This is a genomic window from Paenibacillus sedimenti, assembly GCF_014534655.1.
Lineage (GTDB): Bacteria > Bacillota > Bacilli > Paenibacillales > NBRC-103111 > Paenibacillus_E > Paenibacillus_E sedimenti.
Window position 1 is genome coordinate 1 of sequence record NZ_JACVVD010000021.1, and the last position, 13,647, is coordinate 13,647.

16 protein-coding genes, 1 rRNA gene and 1 riboswitch are annotated in these 13,647 nt (G+C 47.2%); of the genes, 13 read left to right on the plus strand and 4 right to left on the minus strand.

Annotated elements, in window-relative coordinates:
- Window positions 1-96: ribosomal RNA gene (gene rrf / locus ICC18_RS31045) — 5S ribosomal RNA — on the plus strand; the annotation flags it as partial.
- Between the two features lie 112 nt (window positions 97-208).
- Here rrf and ICC18_RS31050 read toward each other — a convergent pair.
- On the minus strand, window positions 209-733 hold the full coding sequence (locus ICC18_RS31050) for a hypothetical protein (RefSeq protein WP_188178296.1): 525 nt from the start codon (window positions 731-733) through the stop codon (window positions 209-211).
- Between the two features lie 174 nt (window positions 734-907).
- On the opposite strand from ICC18_RS31050, the gene ICC18_RS31055 reads away from it, so the two are divergent.
- The 10 genes from ICC18_RS31055 (at window position 908) to rsmI (ending at window position 8,219) form a co-directional block, all read left to right on the plus strand.
- Window positions 908-1,108 carry a sigma factor G inhibitor Gin gene (locus tag ICC18_RS31055; RefSeq protein WP_188178297.1) on the plus strand — a complete coding sequence of 67 codons (201 nt, stop codon included), beginning with the start codon at window positions 908-910 and terminating at the stop codon, window positions 1,106-1,108.
- 92 nt (window positions 1,109-1,200) lie between these two features.
- Entirely contained in the window at window positions 1,201-2,706 is a 1,506-nt protein-coding gene (locus tag ICC18_RS31060) for an aminotransferase class I/II-fold pyridoxal phosphate-dependent enzyme (RefSeq protein ID WP_223193034.1), read from the plus strand.
- A gap of 39 nt (window positions 2,707-2,745) precedes the next feature.
- Window positions 2,746-3,405, plus strand: coding sequence for a dTMP kinase (gene tmk / locus ICC18_RS31065; protein WP_188178298.1), 660 nt, complete (start codon window positions 2,746-2,748; stop codon window positions 3,403-3,405).
- Window positions 3,406-3,451: 46 nt separating this feature from the next.
- Window positions 3,452-3,781, plus strand: coding sequence for a cyclic di-AMP receptor DarA (darA, locus tag ICC18_RS31070; protein WP_079417169.1), 330 nt, complete (start codon window positions 3,452-3,454; stop codon window positions 3,779-3,781).
- A 32-nt stretch (window positions 3,782-3,813) separates the two neighbouring features.
- Window positions 3,814-4,260, plus strand: a complete 447-nt coding sequence (locus ICC18_RS31075) for a YaaR family protein (RefSeq protein WP_188178299.1) — start codon at window positions 3,814-3,816, stop codon at window positions 4,258-4,260.
- Between the two features lie 25 nt (window positions 4,261-4,285).
- Window positions 4,286-5,263, plus strand: a complete 978-nt coding sequence (gene holB, locus ICC18_RS31080; RefSeq protein ID WP_188178300.1) for a DNA polymerase III subunit delta' — start codon at window positions 4,286-4,288, stop codon at window positions 5,261-5,263.
- Between the two features lies 1 nt (window position 5,264).
- Window positions 5,265-6,068 (plus strand): PSP1 domain-containing protein, encoded by an 804-nt coding sequence (locus ICC18_RS31085; protein WP_188178301.1) that lies wholly within the window; start codon window positions 5,265-5,267, stop codon window positions 6,066-6,068.
- Between the two features lie 57 nt (window positions 6,069-6,125).
- Window positions 6,126-6,467 carry a DNA replication initiation control protein YabA gene (gene yabA, locus ICC18_RS31090; protein ID WP_188178302.1) on the plus strand — a complete coding sequence of 114 codons (342 nt, stop codon included), beginning with the start codon at window positions 6,126-6,128 and terminating at the stop codon, window positions 6,465-6,467.
- A 78-nt stretch (window positions 6,468-6,545) separates the two neighbouring features.
- Window positions 6,546-7,301: a tRNA1(Val) (adenine(37)-N6)-methyltransferase gene (locus tag ICC18_RS31095; protein WP_188178303.1), complete on the plus strand. Its 756-nt coding sequence runs from the start codon at window positions 6,546-6,548 to the stop codon at window positions 7,299-7,301.
- Between the two features lie 18 nt (window positions 7,302-7,319).
- The gene (gene rsmI / locus ICC18_RS31100; RefSeq protein ID WP_376745681.1) at window positions 7,320-8,219 is read left to right on the plus strand and encodes a 16S rRNA (cytidine(1402)-2'-O)-methyltransferase; all 900 of its coding nucleotides are present in this window, start codon (window positions 7,320-7,322) and stop codon (window positions 8,217-8,219) included.
- Between the two features lie 163 nt (window positions 8,220-8,382).
- Here rsmI and ICC18_RS31105 read toward each other — a convergent pair whose 3' ends face one another.
- A complete protein-coding gene (locus ICC18_RS31105; RefSeq protein WP_188178304.1) occupies window positions 8,383-8,637 on the minus strand; it encodes an AbrB/MazE/SpoVT family DNA-binding domain-containing protein in 255 nt (84 codons plus the stop codon).
- A 348-nt stretch (window positions 8,638-8,985) separates the two neighbouring features.
- On the opposite strand from ICC18_RS31105, the gene ICC18_RS31110 reads away from it, so the two are divergent.
- A complete protein-coding gene (locus tag ICC18_RS31110) occupies window positions 8,986-10,263 on the plus strand; it encodes an HD domain-containing protein (RefSeq protein WP_188178305.1) in 1,278 nt (425 codons plus the stop codon).
- Between the two features lie 42 nt (window positions 10,264-10,305).
- Entirely contained in the window at window positions 10,306-11,073 is a 768-nt protein-coding gene (locus ICC18_RS31115) for a TatD family hydrolase (RefSeq protein WP_188178306.1), read from the plus strand.
- On the opposite strand, the gene ICC18_RS31120 is transcribed toward ICC18_RS31115, so the two are convergent.
- Together ICC18_RS31120 and ICC18_RS31125 are read right to left on the minus strand one after the other, a co-directional pair.
- A complete protein-coding gene (locus ICC18_RS31120) occupies window positions 11,059-12,291 on the minus strand; it encodes an ABC transporter permease (protein ID WP_188178307.1) in 1,233 nt (410 codons plus the stop codon). The genes ICC18_RS31115 and ICC18_RS31120 overlap by 15 nt on opposite strands.
- Window positions 12,288-13,031 carry an ABC transporter ATP-binding protein gene (locus ICC18_RS31125; RefSeq protein WP_188178308.1) on the minus strand — a complete coding sequence of 248 codons (744 nt, stop codon included), beginning with the start codon at window positions 13,029-13,031 and terminating at the stop codon, window positions 12,288-12,290. Before ICC18_RS31125 ends, ICC18_RS31120 begins: the two co-directional genes overlap by 4 nt.
- A gap of 282 nt (window positions 13,032-13,313) precedes the next feature.
- Window positions 13,314-13,501, plus strand: a riboswitch (cyclic di-AMP (ydaO/yuaA leader).
- Window positions 13,502-13,647 lie beyond the last annotated feature (146 nt).

Genomic DNA, 13,647 nt, shown 5'->3' on the forward strand with positions numbered 1-13,647 from the left:
GACCCACGCGTTCCCATCTCGAACACGACCGTTAAGCCCTCCAGCGTCGATGGTACTTGAACCGAAGGGTTCTGGGAGAGTAGAACGTTGCCAAGCACAATAAAGAGCCTTTTTGAGAGAAATCTCGAGAAGGCTCTTTTCTCATTTTCACCAATGCAAAGAACCCGCATCAAGGGGATGCAGGTGATTGCCGTAACTCCTTCTACTTTTACTGCATATAACAGGATGTATCCTTTGATGTAATCTTGATAAGTCCATTTTTCCGATAGGGACGAAAGCGGAAGAGCATCCATAACCGCGGCATCATGATCCAAAAATGAAAGATGGCCAAGTATTTTAGCCAAATATGGGGAATCCATGGGTACAGGATTGCAATGTAAGCTAGACCGATCCAGAATAAGTGCAGCTGTACTTTGCTCACTAATCGAATTGAGGCATTGCCGTCAGGCAAGATCCCGCACCAGAAGATCCCCCATTTGAAGGACCACCCTCTCATGGCGCTTCCAATCGTAAATTGAAAGTAAATGCGCACCAGCAAGGTATGAGCGATAATTAGAATCGGATAGCTAATTAGAATAGCTAGCCAATTCGTTGTATTCAATTGATAGAGTAGTATCGTAACGAGCAGGAGAAAATAGAGAATTATCTTATATACTGCATGGTGCATTCTTTTCATTAAAGTGTAACTATAGATTGTAGAGTTTTTGGAGAGAGTTGGATCTTGTAACGACATGATGACCTCCGTAAGACAATAGAACGTAATATAAGTCTATATCGGCAGAAACCTTCCAAAATATGAGTGCATAGCTAGTTTAGGAGAAATGAGCTTCGGATATACTAATATAATAAAGGATATGCTTACGAAGAAAGTTTTCTTACGAAAACTCTAAGGAGTTGAGGTGATCAGATGGAGGAGAATCGGATCGGGGTATGTATGATTTGTGAGCAGCAGCGAATTGGCGGGATTCGAATTATTACGGCCTTTATATGCGATGAGTGCAGTAGTGAAATGGTTAGAACCGATGTTAGAGATCACAAATATCCTTTTTTTGTGAAACAAATGAAAAAAGTACTTTATACGGATCATGCGAGAACATACACGAACTAAGAGAAAAGCTTCTAGCTAGAAGCTTTTTTGTTTTTTCAGCGGCTATAATCTACTATAGGGGTATCATATAGATCGTTGAAGGAGCAGAATGAATGTCTATGTTTGAAAATAGGAAATCAATAGCCCCCTTATATGAGGCAATGATAGCACACAATCAGAGTCAGCCGTCTAGCTTCCATGTTCCCGGACATAAATCCGGACTGGGAGTTTTAGATGAAGCAAAGCCATTTTTACAAGCGGTGATGTCCATCGATTATACCGAGATAACTGGGCTTGATGATTTACACCATGCTGAGGGAGCTATATTGGAGGCAGAGCAGCTTGCCGCGGATTGTTTCGGAGCTGAGGAGACTTATTTTCTCGTAGGTGGAAGTACGGCGGGCAATCTAGCCATGATTACGTCGGTCTGTGAACGGGGCGATTTGATCTTAGTGCAAAGAAACGTCCATAAATCCGTCATTCACGGACTCATGCTAGCCGGCGCAAGAGCGGTTTTTTTATCTCCTGCATGGGATCATGAGACCGGAACAGCAACTGGCATACATATAGAAGATGTAAAGCTGGCACTTAGACGATATCCTGAGGCAAAAGCCCTCTTACTGACGAATCCAAACTATTACGGACTGGGAGTAGATCTCAGACCATTCGCTCAGCTTATGCATGAACAGGATAAGTTACTGCTTGTGGATGAAGCGCATGGGGCGCATTATGGCTTTCACGAGGAAGTTCCGGCTTCCGCGTTATCAAGCGGGGCTGATGTCGTTGTACAGTCAACGCATAAAATGCTCACTGCGATGACGATGGGAGCTATGCTGCATGTAAAGGGGCCGCGCATAGATCGAGTAGCCATTAAACAGCGGTTAGCCATGCTTCAGAGCTCCAGTCCGTCCTATCCGATTCTAGCTTCGCTTGATTTAGCGAGAAAGAGAATGCATACGGAAGGTAAAGCGTGGATCAGCCGAGGGCTTGGGGTTGTCAAAGAGTTCAGGGCGCTGCTTAATGAGCTAAAAACATTCGGCTATCATTCATATGACTTTCCTAACGTAAAAGATCATGGGTTTTCGACAGCGGATCCCTTCAAAGTGAGTATTTACGACAAAACAGGTACGTTATCGGGCTCAGATCTTCAAGATCTTCTCGAAGCTTGCGGCTGTTTCGTTGAGATGGCAGATGCACGGAATGTCTTGCTCGTATTTTCGCCAGCATCCAGCAGGGATGATGTTTGGAGGGTCTACCAAGCCTTGGCTAACATTAATTTGGACGAACAGTTGCAAAAGAAGGAACTTCTAGAGCCTATCTCGAATATAAGTATATTACCCCCAGATACACAAATTTCGACGCCAATCGCCTTTGATTTGCGAGATTTGCGGAAAACAGGGTCTAACGAGTCCTATGTAAGTACAGTCACGATCCAAGATGCCATTGGAAAACGTTCTGCGGACATGGTAATTCCTTATCCGCCGGGAATTCCATATTTGTACCCGGGCGAAACCATCACAGCATCGGTTGCCGAAGCGCTGGAGCAGCTTGCCATGAACGGAATCCGGTTCCAAGGCACCGCATTTGGACAGACACAAAAGCTAAAGATATACACATAACCATACATCATCTGGTAACACAGCATTCAGGAGGACAGAGTGGAAGGGATATTCATAACGTTTGAAGGGCCGGACGGCGCAGGGAAAACAACGCAATTACGAAGATTGGCCGAGGAGCTTAGGCAAATGGGACATGAGGTCGTGGTTACGAGGGAGCCTGGGGGTACGGCGATTAGCGACAAGATTCGCAGCATCATTTTAGATCCTGTTCATGAAGAGATGGTCGATCAGGCAGAAGTGCTGCTGTACGCGGCATCCAGGGCGCAGCATGTACATGAGCTCATTTTACCGGCGCTCAAAGCAAACAAAATCGTCTTGTGCGATCGATTCATTGACGCCAGCATTGCTTATCAAGCGTATGGTCTGGGTGCGGACTTAGAAACGGTCAGAGAAGTGAACCGGTTTGCCAGTTCCGGTTTGCAGGCGACACGGACATACATTCTGGATGTACCCGTGGAAGTGAGCTTGGCTAGACTGCACCAAAGAGCGGCTGGAACGGAAACTGCTGCACAGCAATTAGATCGGATCGAGCAAAAAAACGTTGAATACCACAGCCGAGTGCGTGCGGGATTTCATCAAATTGCAGCCGATCATCCGGAGCGTGTACGCGTTGTGAATGCGGATCGCAGCCAGGATGAAATTGTCGCAGACATATTATCGGATTGTAACCGTTTGCTAAAGGAACATCTTTCCGTCTAAGGCAAGAAACCCATTATTAGTTTATAATGAAGAGGAGGAATCACCCATGAAACTAGTCGTTGCCGTTGTTCAAGACAAAGACAGTAACCGTCTCTCTAATGCGTTGATTAAAGAGGGTTTTCGCGCTACGAAGCTAGCAAGTACAGGTGGCTTTCTGCGAGCCGGAAATACAACCTTTATGATCGGTACCGAGGATGAGAGGGTACAAGAGGTTATGCAGGTTATCCGTGCCAATTGCAAAATTCGGGAGCAGCTTGTCACACCGGTTTCGCCTATGGGAGGAACGACGGATTCCTACATTCCATTTCCTGTGGAAGTTCAAGTGGGTGGAGCAGCTGTATTCGTACTGCCTGTAGAACGATTTGAACATTATTAATTCAATCTGGAGCACGTAAGGATGGATGAGTCTTGAAAATTAATCCGGGGTGGCAGCCCATCGGTAAGAACGTCAAGGTCAACGAGAACGTCCCGCCGCCACAGCTGGCACCCCGGAATTTCTCGGACATCATGCAGCAGCACGATGAGAAGTTTTCGCAGGAGCAGCTGAACAAAATGATGCAGCAAATAACGCTGCAGGGCGATCGTTTGGCGCGATCGATGACTGTTCGGGAGCTGCGTCAGTACAAACTGCTGATCAAGCAGTTTCTCGAAGAAACCGCGCGTCGCGGTGTGAACTTAAGAGATACGAAGGGCTGGGATCGGCGCGGCCGTTCGAAACGATATAAACTTTTGGAGGAAATCGATCGGGAGCTGCTGGCTTTGGCGGATGAGCTGCTGGAGACCGAGCAGGGGCGGATTGATATTTTGCAGAAAATCGGAGAAATCCGAGGGATGTTGATTAACCTGTTATTTTAAATGGACCGAATGGAGAAGACCACTTATGTCCTTCCAAGCAATACCCGGACAAGCAGCGGCCAAACGGTTGCTGCAGAACGGGCTGCGACAGGACAAGCTGTCGCATGCGTATATTTTTAGCGGACCGGTTGGCACCGGCCGTTCAGAAATGGCGCTGGCTCTCGCCAAAGCTATTTACTGTAAGCATTCAGTTGATGATGCGTGTGGAGAATGTCTGGAATGCCGCAAGGTGGAACATCGTAACCATCCGGACCTGCACGTGGTAGAGCCGGAAGGCGCGTCGATTAAGATCGAGCAAATTCGTGATTTGCAAAAAGAGTTTGCTTACCGGGCTACAGCCTCGGGAACCAAAATCTACGTCCTTCATCATGCTGAAAAAATGACCGTTCAGGCTGCCAACAGCTTGCTGAAGTTTCTTGAAGAGCCAACCTCGCGTGTCGTTGCGATTCTTATTACTGAGAACGGGAATGCGCTGCTGCCAACGATTCAATCTCGTGCACAATGGATCAGTTTTACACCCCTGCCTCGTGATGAAATGGTGCTGACATTGTTACAAGAGGGGTATCCCGCAGCGCTGGTGCAGCCGGCTGCTCATTTAACGGCAGGATTACGTGCGGCAAGGGAACTTATCGCGGCAAATTGGTTTGCAGAAATGAGAACCGTAGTGTTACAATTAGCGAAGGAGACGCTCACACGTTTCCCTTCTTCTATGATTACGGTTCAGCACAAGATTGTGAAGACAGAGCTGGCGGATCACATGTCGAGTTTGTTTGACCTGTTGATTCTCTGGTTTAAAGATATGGTGCAGCTGCGCCTTGAGCGCAGGGACAAGCTTGTTTATAACGACCAGCTGGACTGGATGGGCTCCCTCGCATTCAGCCGGGACGTCTCCGATTGGGTGCGTATGATGGAACAAGCGGTAGATCTGCAAAAACGTCTACGCTTTAACGCCAATTCACAGCTGGTTATCGAGAAAATGCTCGTGGAGATGCAGGGGGTGTAGCATGTATTCGGTAGTTGGCGTCCGCTTTAAGAAAGCGGGTAAAATATATTATTTCGATCCGATCGATCTGCCTATAGAAAAAGAAAGCGCCGTAATTGTTGAAACCGCACGCGGCGTGGAATATGGCAAGGTTGTTGTCGGGAAAAAGAACGTCAGGGAAAATGACGTGGTTCTGCCGCTGAAAAAGGTGATCCGCATCGCGGATAACTCGGATGCCGATTTGGTGGAAGAGAACAAAAAAGCAGCCAAGGATGCGTTCCAAACGTGCCATGAGAAGATCAAAGACCATAATCTTAAGATGAAGCTCGTGGACGTAGAGTATACATTTGACCGCAATAAAATTATTTTTTATTTCACAGCTGAGGGACGTGTAGATTTCCGTGAGCTCGTAAAGGATTTGGCCAGCATTTTCCGGACTCGGATCGAGCTGCGTCAAATCGGTGTACGGGATGAAGCCAAAATGCTTGGCGGTATCGGTCCGTGCGGGCGAATTCTTTGCTGCTCTTCGTTTTTGGGCGATTTTGAGCCGGTATCGATCAAGATGGCGAAGGATCAGAATTTGTCGCTAAACCCGACGAAGATTTCCGGACTTTGCGGACGGTTAATGTGTTGTTTGAAATATGAGCACGATAACTATGAAAGTGCCAAAGACTCGCTGCCGACCGTAGGCAGACATGTCATTACTTCATTTGGTAACGGAAAGGTACTCGGTTTGAATATTAACGAGCGTACCGCTAAGGTTCAGTTGTTTGACCTTGGTAAAGTGTTGGATTTGCCTTTCGATGATGTGGTAGAACAAGAGTAGAGGCTTATTACCGCGAGAAGCTGCGACGTAAGCATGGATGGCACTAGAGGTGAAATCGTGGATAAACAGGATATTTTCGAACAGATTGACGGTATCGAAGAAAGAATGGGCGCCACTTATGAAGAGCTTGGTGCCTTAAAGAAAAGAATCATTTTACTCATTGAAGAAAACAAGCGACTAAGCATTGAAAACCAGCAGCTTCGCAAGCTGATTCGGCAAGAGGAAACGATTGTAGAGCAGCCGGTAGGATTGGCCAAAGAGCCGCCTCCCCTCGTTGGCGCCGGTTACGATAACTTGACCCGTTTGTATAATGAAGGTTTTCATATTTGCAATGTCTATTATGGACACCTTCGAACTGAGGGAGATTGTTTGTTTTGCTTATCCTTTTTAAATAAATAAGTCCGTTTGACCGTAGGGGTGCATGCCTTACGGTTTTTTTCAATAGAAGAACCGGAAAGGAAATGACGGAGAAAACGTATGAAGCAAGTTCCTTTATTGCCCACAGAACGTATTGATGATTTATTGACGCATAATTTGAAAATTATACAGAGTGAGCAGGTATTTAGCTTCTCACTTGATGCCATATTGCTTGCGCGATTTTGCAGTGTAGCTCCTAAGGGGCGTATGATTGATTTATGTACAGGCAACGGCGTTGTACCGCTGTTATTAACAACGCGAACTCGCGCGGAAATCTGGGGAGTAGAAATCCAAGAAAGATTGGCTGACATGGCGGTTCGCAATACGTTGCTCAACGGATTAGAAGAACGGCTGCATATGATTCAAGGGGATCTGCGAACGATTGTGCAGACGCTCGGACACGGGCAGTTTGATACGGTTACCGTGAATCCTCCCTATCTTCCCGTACCAAATGGCGAGCAAAATATCAATGAACATATCGCCGCAGCGCGACATGAAATTCATTGCACGCTGGAGGATGTCATCACAGCAAGCGCCAAGCTGGTCAAGTCTGGCGGTAAAGTGGCAATGGTGCACCGGGCGACGCGACTCGTCGACATCATATGTTTGATGCGGCAATATCGATTGGAGCCGAAGCGCATCAGGTATGTACATGCACGAGCCGGCGAAGAAGCAATGATGGTGCTGGTCGAGGGTTTGAAGGATGGTAAGCCGGAAATTCGGACGCTGGCGCCGCTTATTGTATATGATGAGAATCAGGAGTATTGCCAAGAATTGAAGGAAATCTATTACGGGGGCAGAACCTCTTTGATGTAAATGAAAAAAATAGGAAAGATGGTGGTTGCACTGGGTTTCAATGTGCAAAAAAGTTACCGAGATGATAGGCAAGGCGTAGGTACCTTATACTTGGTCGCAACGCCGATCGGCAATCTCGAAGATATGACCTTTCGCGCGATCCGCACGCTGAAGGAAGTGGACCTCATTGCCGCGGAGGACACGCGGCAAACGCGTAAGCTGCTGACGCACTTCGAGGTCGCCACGCGACTCGTCAGCTATCACGAACACAACAAGCAGGCAAGCGGACCGGAGCTCGTCCGCTTGCTGCTTGAAGGGCAGAGCATCGCGCTGGTCAGCGATGCGGGATTGCCGGCCATCTCCGATCCAGGTTACGACCTGGTGAGGATGGCCGTGGAGCAGGGCGTGCCGGTGGTGCCCATCCCCGGCGCGAATGCGGCCCTGTCGGCGCTGATTGCATCAGGCCTGCCGACAGAGCGGTTTACCTTCGTCGGATTTCTCCCCAGGGAGAAAAAGGATCAGACGAAGGTGCTGGAGGAGCTGCAGCTGGCGCAGGGCACGCTGCTGTTCTATGAATCGCCGCACCGCGTGGATAAAACACTTGCCCGCATGGCGGAAGTGTGGGGGGCGGAGCGCCGGGTTTGTCTCGCCCGCGAGCTGACGAAGCGGTACGAGGAATTTGTCCGCGGCACGATCGCCGAGTGCCTCGCGCATTTAGAACAGTACCCGCCGCAGGGCGAGTACTGTATTATCGCCGAAGGTACCTCGGCTGCAGCGGCGGCAGAGGCGGCCGCCGGCTGGTGGGAGCCGCTGACGCTGAGCGAGCACGTCGAGCATTACGAGCAGCGCGGCAGCGAGCGGAAGGACGCGATGAAGCTGGTCGCGGCGGATCGCGGGCTGTCCAAGCGCGATGTGTACAACGCGCTGCTTGAGCGTTGATGGTGCTCGATTAGGCCGCCGCCACAGCCAGTCTCCAAAAAGCCAGACAAAAAAAGATCTCTAATCCGTGGCCTAGGCCAACTGATTAGAGATTAGAGGAGATATGAAAAAGGTTAGAATTACCATAAGGGATTAGTGCTACTTCTATTATATACTATTTTTCTTATTTTGTCACAGGTGTTGGCATTTCTGATAAACAAATATGGCAAACAATTTTTCCTTTGAAATAGGTTACATTCTCGGCATTGCCGCAGAAGATACATGCAGGCTCATATTTTTTCAGCATGATGCGTTCGCCATCTACATAAATTTCCAAAGCGTCTTTCTCGCCAATACCTAGTGTGCGGCGAAGCTCAATTGGAATAACAACACGACCTAATTCATCGACTTTCCTTACAATACCAGTGGATTTCAACATATATATGCCCCTTCCATTTTATAAATATTTTATCAATATCGTCATCTTTCGACATATCGTCTTGTTTTATGATACCAACCATTCCCAAAATAGTCAACCATATTTTCATATTTTTATACCTATTTACACGAAAAAAGTCACGGTTGACCAAGATTATCAAAATCCTGAAAAACCTTATATATCAAGGCTTTGTAAGTCCTATCTTACAAACTTGTATAGAATAATAGAGCTAATTGGCAGGTATGTATGGGTTCTAAGTTAGTTGTAAAATTGGAATATAGAAACGACACAATTCGACAAATAATGTCGAAAATATGTCGAATTTGATAAAGAAAGGCAGTGAAAAGGATGAAAGAAGAAAAAGTGTTTAAGGATCCGGTTCATAAGTATATTTACGTGCAAGACGCTACGATTTGGGATTTAATTAACACGAGGGAGTTTCAAAGGCTTAGGCGTATTCGGCAATTAGGCACTTCCTATTTAACGTTTCATGGTGCCGAACACAGCAGATTTTCTCATTCTCTTGGCGTATATGAAGTCACCCGTAAAATCATTTCGCAGTTCGAGCGTAATCATTACGAGGATTGGCCGAAAGAGGAACGGCTGCTCTGTCTATGCGCGGCATTGCTGCACGATTTGGGCCATGGTCCTTTTTCACATTCGATTGAGAAGGCTTTCGGCACGAGACATGAGGACTGGTCTTGCCGAATTGTGCTGGGAGATACGGAAGTGAATAAGGTGCTCAGCCGGATTTCTCCGGATTTTCCGAAGAAAGTCGCCGGTGTCATCTGTAAATCCTACAGTGAAGAAATTGTGGTTAGCCTCGTTTCCAGCCAGCTTGATGCGGATCGGATGGATTATTTGCTGCGCGATGCTTATTTCACGGGCGTTAACTATGGAACGTTCGATCTGGAACGAATTCTTCGTGTTATCAGGCCTTACAAAGGACATATTGTGGTAAAAGATAGCGGGATGCATGCCGTTGAGGATTATCTGATGTCCAGGTACCAGATGTACTGGCAGGTCTATTTCCATCCGGTGACCCGAAGTGCGGAGATTTTGCTGCACAAGATTTTTCAGCGTGCTAAACACCTATATGAGGATAACTATACTTTCGGATTTATGGTAGAGCCGATTTTACACCTGATCCAGAATCGACTATCGCTAGAGGATTACTTGCTGCTGGATGAGTCTGTGATGCAAACGATGTTAACGTTCTGGATTATGGAGCAAGATCCTGTCCTCGTGGATTTGTGCAAACGTTTCTTGGATCGCAGGCTGTTTAAATACAGCACTTTCGAAGAGGGGAACAAACGTCTGATTCAGCGAATGGAACAGGCGATGCAGGAGAATGGGCTGGATCCTTCATATTATATGGAGATCGATTTCCCGTCCGATCTTTCTTATGATGTATACCGTCCCGGCGAAAGCGATGAGAAGCTGCCGATCCTGCTATTGGATCATAAGGACAACCTGACGGAGATCACGCATAAATCAGAGATAGTCCGCTCCATTAGCGGCATCCATATGGGTAAACATCATATATATTATCCGGAAGAGCTGCTTGAAGGCTTGAATACGACCACTTATTTAGATCTATGGACGCTGCTAGGCAAGCAAGAATAATGCATACATGATGCTTGGATATACATAAAAAAGGAGAAAACCATGCTAACCGATTCACATACACATTTAAATGCAGAACAGTTTAACGAAGATCGGGATGAGGTCATTCAAAGAGCGCTGGATGCCGGCGTAACCCGCATCGTGAACGTCGGCTTTAACCGGGAAACGATTCCGGGTTCGATCGCCCTGGCTGAACAATATGATTTCATCTATTCGACGGTGGGTTGGCATCCGGTTGATGCAATACATATGCAGCCTGGCGATCTGGAATGGATTGAGGAGCTTTGCAAGCACGAGAAGGTTGTCGCTATTGGGGAAATTGGTCTCGACTACTACTGGGATACGTCACCTAAAGATGTACAGAACCGGGTGTTTCGCGAACAAATCCGGCTTGCGCGTAAATTGGGGATGCCGATTGTCATTCATAATCGCGATGCGCATCAAGATATTCTTCAAGTGCTGAAGGAGGAAAAAGCAGCCGAGGTCGGCGGCATCATGCATTGTTTCTCCGGAAGCTGGGAGACGGCCAAGCAATGTTTGGATATGAACTTCCATATCTCCTTCGGCGGGCCGGTCACGTTCAAGAACGCGAAGCAGCCCAAGGAGGTATTGGCCCAGGTTCCACTGGACCGGTTGCTGATTGAGACGGATGCCCCTTACTTGACTCCGCATCCATTTCGCGGCAAGCGCAATGAAACATCTTACGTTCGGCTGGTCGCCGAGACGGCCGCAGAAATTCGCGGCATGACGGTAGAGGAAATTGCCGAGATTACGACGAATAACGCCATTCGATTGTTAGGTCTGAAGTGAATCGGCGGCATGAAACTTGCGGCGAAGCACGATACCGCAAATAAATGAAATCATGGCGACACTGAGCAATGGCACAAGCGCATAACTAAGCGATGATCGGATTAGCAGTGGGATCGCAAGAACGCAAGTTTGCGCTAGCAACACGCACCAGACTAGAAAAGCGAGCGCTCCTGCCCTCAGGTTGCGATTAAGCGGGTACATCTCTAGCCAGAACGTGTAACGATGGGCGCGTGCAAGCGAAGTCAGCTGAACGATCGAAATCAGGATAACGACGAAGAAGATAACACCTCTTGCCAACTCACTGCTGGAGACGAAGATGGCAAGCATCCCTATTAAAGTAATGCGCAGCACGATGGTGAATAGCTCCGTACGGAGCAATGTTTTCGTATAGATATACATATAAGTGGCGTCCTGTTTAAAAGGCACCCACCTTGTGATCCCGCTGATCCATCTTCGGCGGGTTATTCGCGTACCCAACTGCGGTACGTCCACGAACCAATTGAAAAATGCATACAGCCGTGCTTGCTGCTGTTTTTCTTTGGCAATCAGATAATCCCAGCCGATGAGGAACTTGGATGCAAAATAAGCAGCAGACAGCCAGATGAGAATGAGGATTAGCGCAGTGCCGCTTGCCCACAACAAATTGGATTGAAATTGCAGATAAACGACAACAAGAGTACCTAACCAACGAAAGGTGATCGAAGCCATTCTCACGCGATGATCTGCGAATCGGCTTTCCTGCCAACTCCCAAGCAAGTTCGCAGCTTTCATCAGTATGAGGAATCCGAGCATGAGCCAAATTGGTTGTACGGCGTTTCCTGCGCAATGATGATATAAAGGCCAAAGCACCACCCAAGCGATCAAAGTCCAAAAGGCTTGCAAAGCGAAGCTATATATGAAGGCATTGCGAAAATAGGTCCCCATTCGATGCTCGATGCGAAGCAGGAACATGCGATCCGCATGGCGCAGCAAGGTGCGAATCGGACTGGATGAAAGCAGGGGGACGAGCAGCAGAAGGACGATCCATATATAAGGATAATTTGTCGGAAGACGCTGCAGTATTTTCGCATAATAATAAGAAGAAATAATGACAAGAAACAACATGAAGCCCAGGAAGTTACTGCGCGCCGCATATTGCCAGTATCCCATGGATTCCTTCATATAACGTTCGAAGCGCTGCTGCCATAGGATTTGGGTGTTAACATCCATGTTTTTCATAAAGAATCACCTTGCACGAGTTGATAAAATATGTCGTCTAATGACGCTTGATGGAGGCCTGTTTGCACGCGCAATTCGCCTAAATCTCCTTGGGCTGCCATGTGCCCTCTGTGCAGTACGACATAGTTGTCGCAATACTTCTCGATGGTTGACAAAATATGCGAAGAAATGAGGAAACTGGCGCCTTTTCGCTTCATTTTGACCATCAATTCCAGTAAGGAGCGAATAGCTAGCGGGTCTAACCCGAGGAAGGGCTCATCGATGATATATAAGGAAGGCTCGATTAAGAAAGCGTTCATAATCATGACCTTTTGCTTCATACCTTTAGAGAGGTGACTGGCGAAGCTGTTCAGCTTGTCCTTCATTTGAAACTCTTCTAACAACGCTTCGGATCTCGACAAATACGCATCTTTCGACAATCCGTAAGCCATAGCGGTCAATTCCAGATGCTCCCGTATCGTTAACTCCTCATACAGCTCAGGGCTTTCGGGGACATAAGCATAAGCTGCGCGGTAGGGGATTGGGTCATCGGCTAAAGTGAGACCGTTAATTCGGATACTGCCCTTCTGGGGTTTAAGCAGACCGAGAATGTTCTTGATGGTCGTACTTTTCCCTGCGCCGTTCAGTCCAATTAGCCCCATCATCTCTCCTTGCCGAATCGAAAATGAGAGCTCATGGAGGACAGGCTTGCCTGGTAAATAACCTCCGTAAAGAGAGTCAACTTGTAAAATCGGGGCCATCTCATCGCCTCCCTGTTTAGCAAATTATTGGTATTTTTAAGTCATTTTTATCCAATCCTATTATAAACAAATTCACAAATTAAGCCTAATTTAGGCGTAAGATAGATGAAAATAAGCGTAATCGTGTGTTATAATGAGAAAAACGTACCAATAACCCATATTTGTTTATTAAAATGTCCGTAATTCCTGATTTTCGTCCTTTTTATCCAGAATCGATCACTTTACAGCAGAAGATTTACAGCGTAATATACTTTTCATAATAACTTAATAACCAATTTGCCATTTTTCCATTCGCTGAGTTCCATTATGGGAACGGGGGAACCGCTGTGAGCCAACGGATACATACCGTGCCGGGGTGAACAGATTGAGTATCAGGGGTGAATCTTGGTGTTTGCTTCGCAAACACTTAGTAGGGCGACTCTCACGTCCGAATCCGTCAGCTAACCTCGTAAGCGTTCAAGAGGGGTAACGATTGTCGTGCTATTTGTATTTCACATGCAAACTAAGCCACGGGAAGAGTCCTCTTCCCGCTGGCTTTTTCATATTTCTGAGGATATTTACAGCCATGGGCTCATAGGATGATGAATAGCAAAGGGGGTGGGACTACCAGGGGAGT

Excerpts from the sequence above, each read along its gene's own strand:
- ICC18_RS31115 (WP_188178306.1), top strand. The coding sequence starts at position 10,306 with ATGCTAACCGATTCACATACACATTTAAATGCAGAACAGTTTAACGAA.
- darA (WP_079417169.1), top strand. The coding sequence starts at position 3,452 with ATGAAACTAGTCGTTGCCGTTGTTCAAGACAAAGACAGTAACCGTCTC.
- holB (WP_188178300.1), top strand. The coding sequence starts at position 4,286 with ATGTCCTTCCAAGCAATACCCGGACAAGCAGCGGCCAAACGGTTGCTG.
- ICC18_RS31055 (WP_188178297.1), top strand. The coding sequence starts at position 908 with ATGGAGGAGAATCGGATCGGGGTATGTATGATTTGTGAGCAGCAGCGA.
- ICC18_RS31120 (WP_188178307.1), bottom strand. The coding sequence starts at position 12,291 with ATGAAAAACATGGATGTTAACACCCAAATCCTATGGCAGCAGCGCTTC.
- ICC18_RS31050 (WP_188178296.1), bottom strand. The coding sequence starts at position 733 with ATGTCGTTACAAGATCCAACTCTCTCCAAAAACTCTACAATCTATAGT.
- ICC18_RS31095 (WP_188178303.1), top strand. The coding sequence starts at position 6,546 with ATGAAGCAAGTTCCTTTATTGCCCACAGAACGTATTGATGATTTATTG.
- ICC18_RS31105 (WP_188178304.1), bottom strand. The coding sequence starts at position 8,637 with ATGTTGAAATCCACTGGTATTGTAAGGAAAGTCGATGAATTAGGTCGT.
- ICC18_RS31085 (WP_188178301.1), top strand. The coding sequence starts at position 5,265 with ATGTATTCGGTAGTTGGCGTCCGCTTTAAGAAAGCGGGTAAAATATAT.
- ICC18_RS31110 (WP_188178305.1), top strand. The coding sequence starts at position 8,986 with ATGAAAGAAGAAAAAGTGTTTAAGGATCCGGTTCATAAGTATATTTAC.
- rsmI (WP_376745681.1), top strand. The coding sequence starts at position 7,320 with ATGGTGGTTGCACTGGGTTTCAATGTGCAAAAAAGTTACCGAGATGAT.
- ICC18_RS31125 (WP_188178308.1), bottom strand. The coding sequence starts at position 13,031 with ATGGCCCCGATTTTACAAGTTGACTCTCTTTACGGAGGTTATTTACCA.
- ICC18_RS31060 (WP_223193034.1), top strand. The coding sequence starts at position 1,201 with ATGTCTATGTTTGAAAATAGGAAATCAATAGCCCCCTTATATGAGGCA.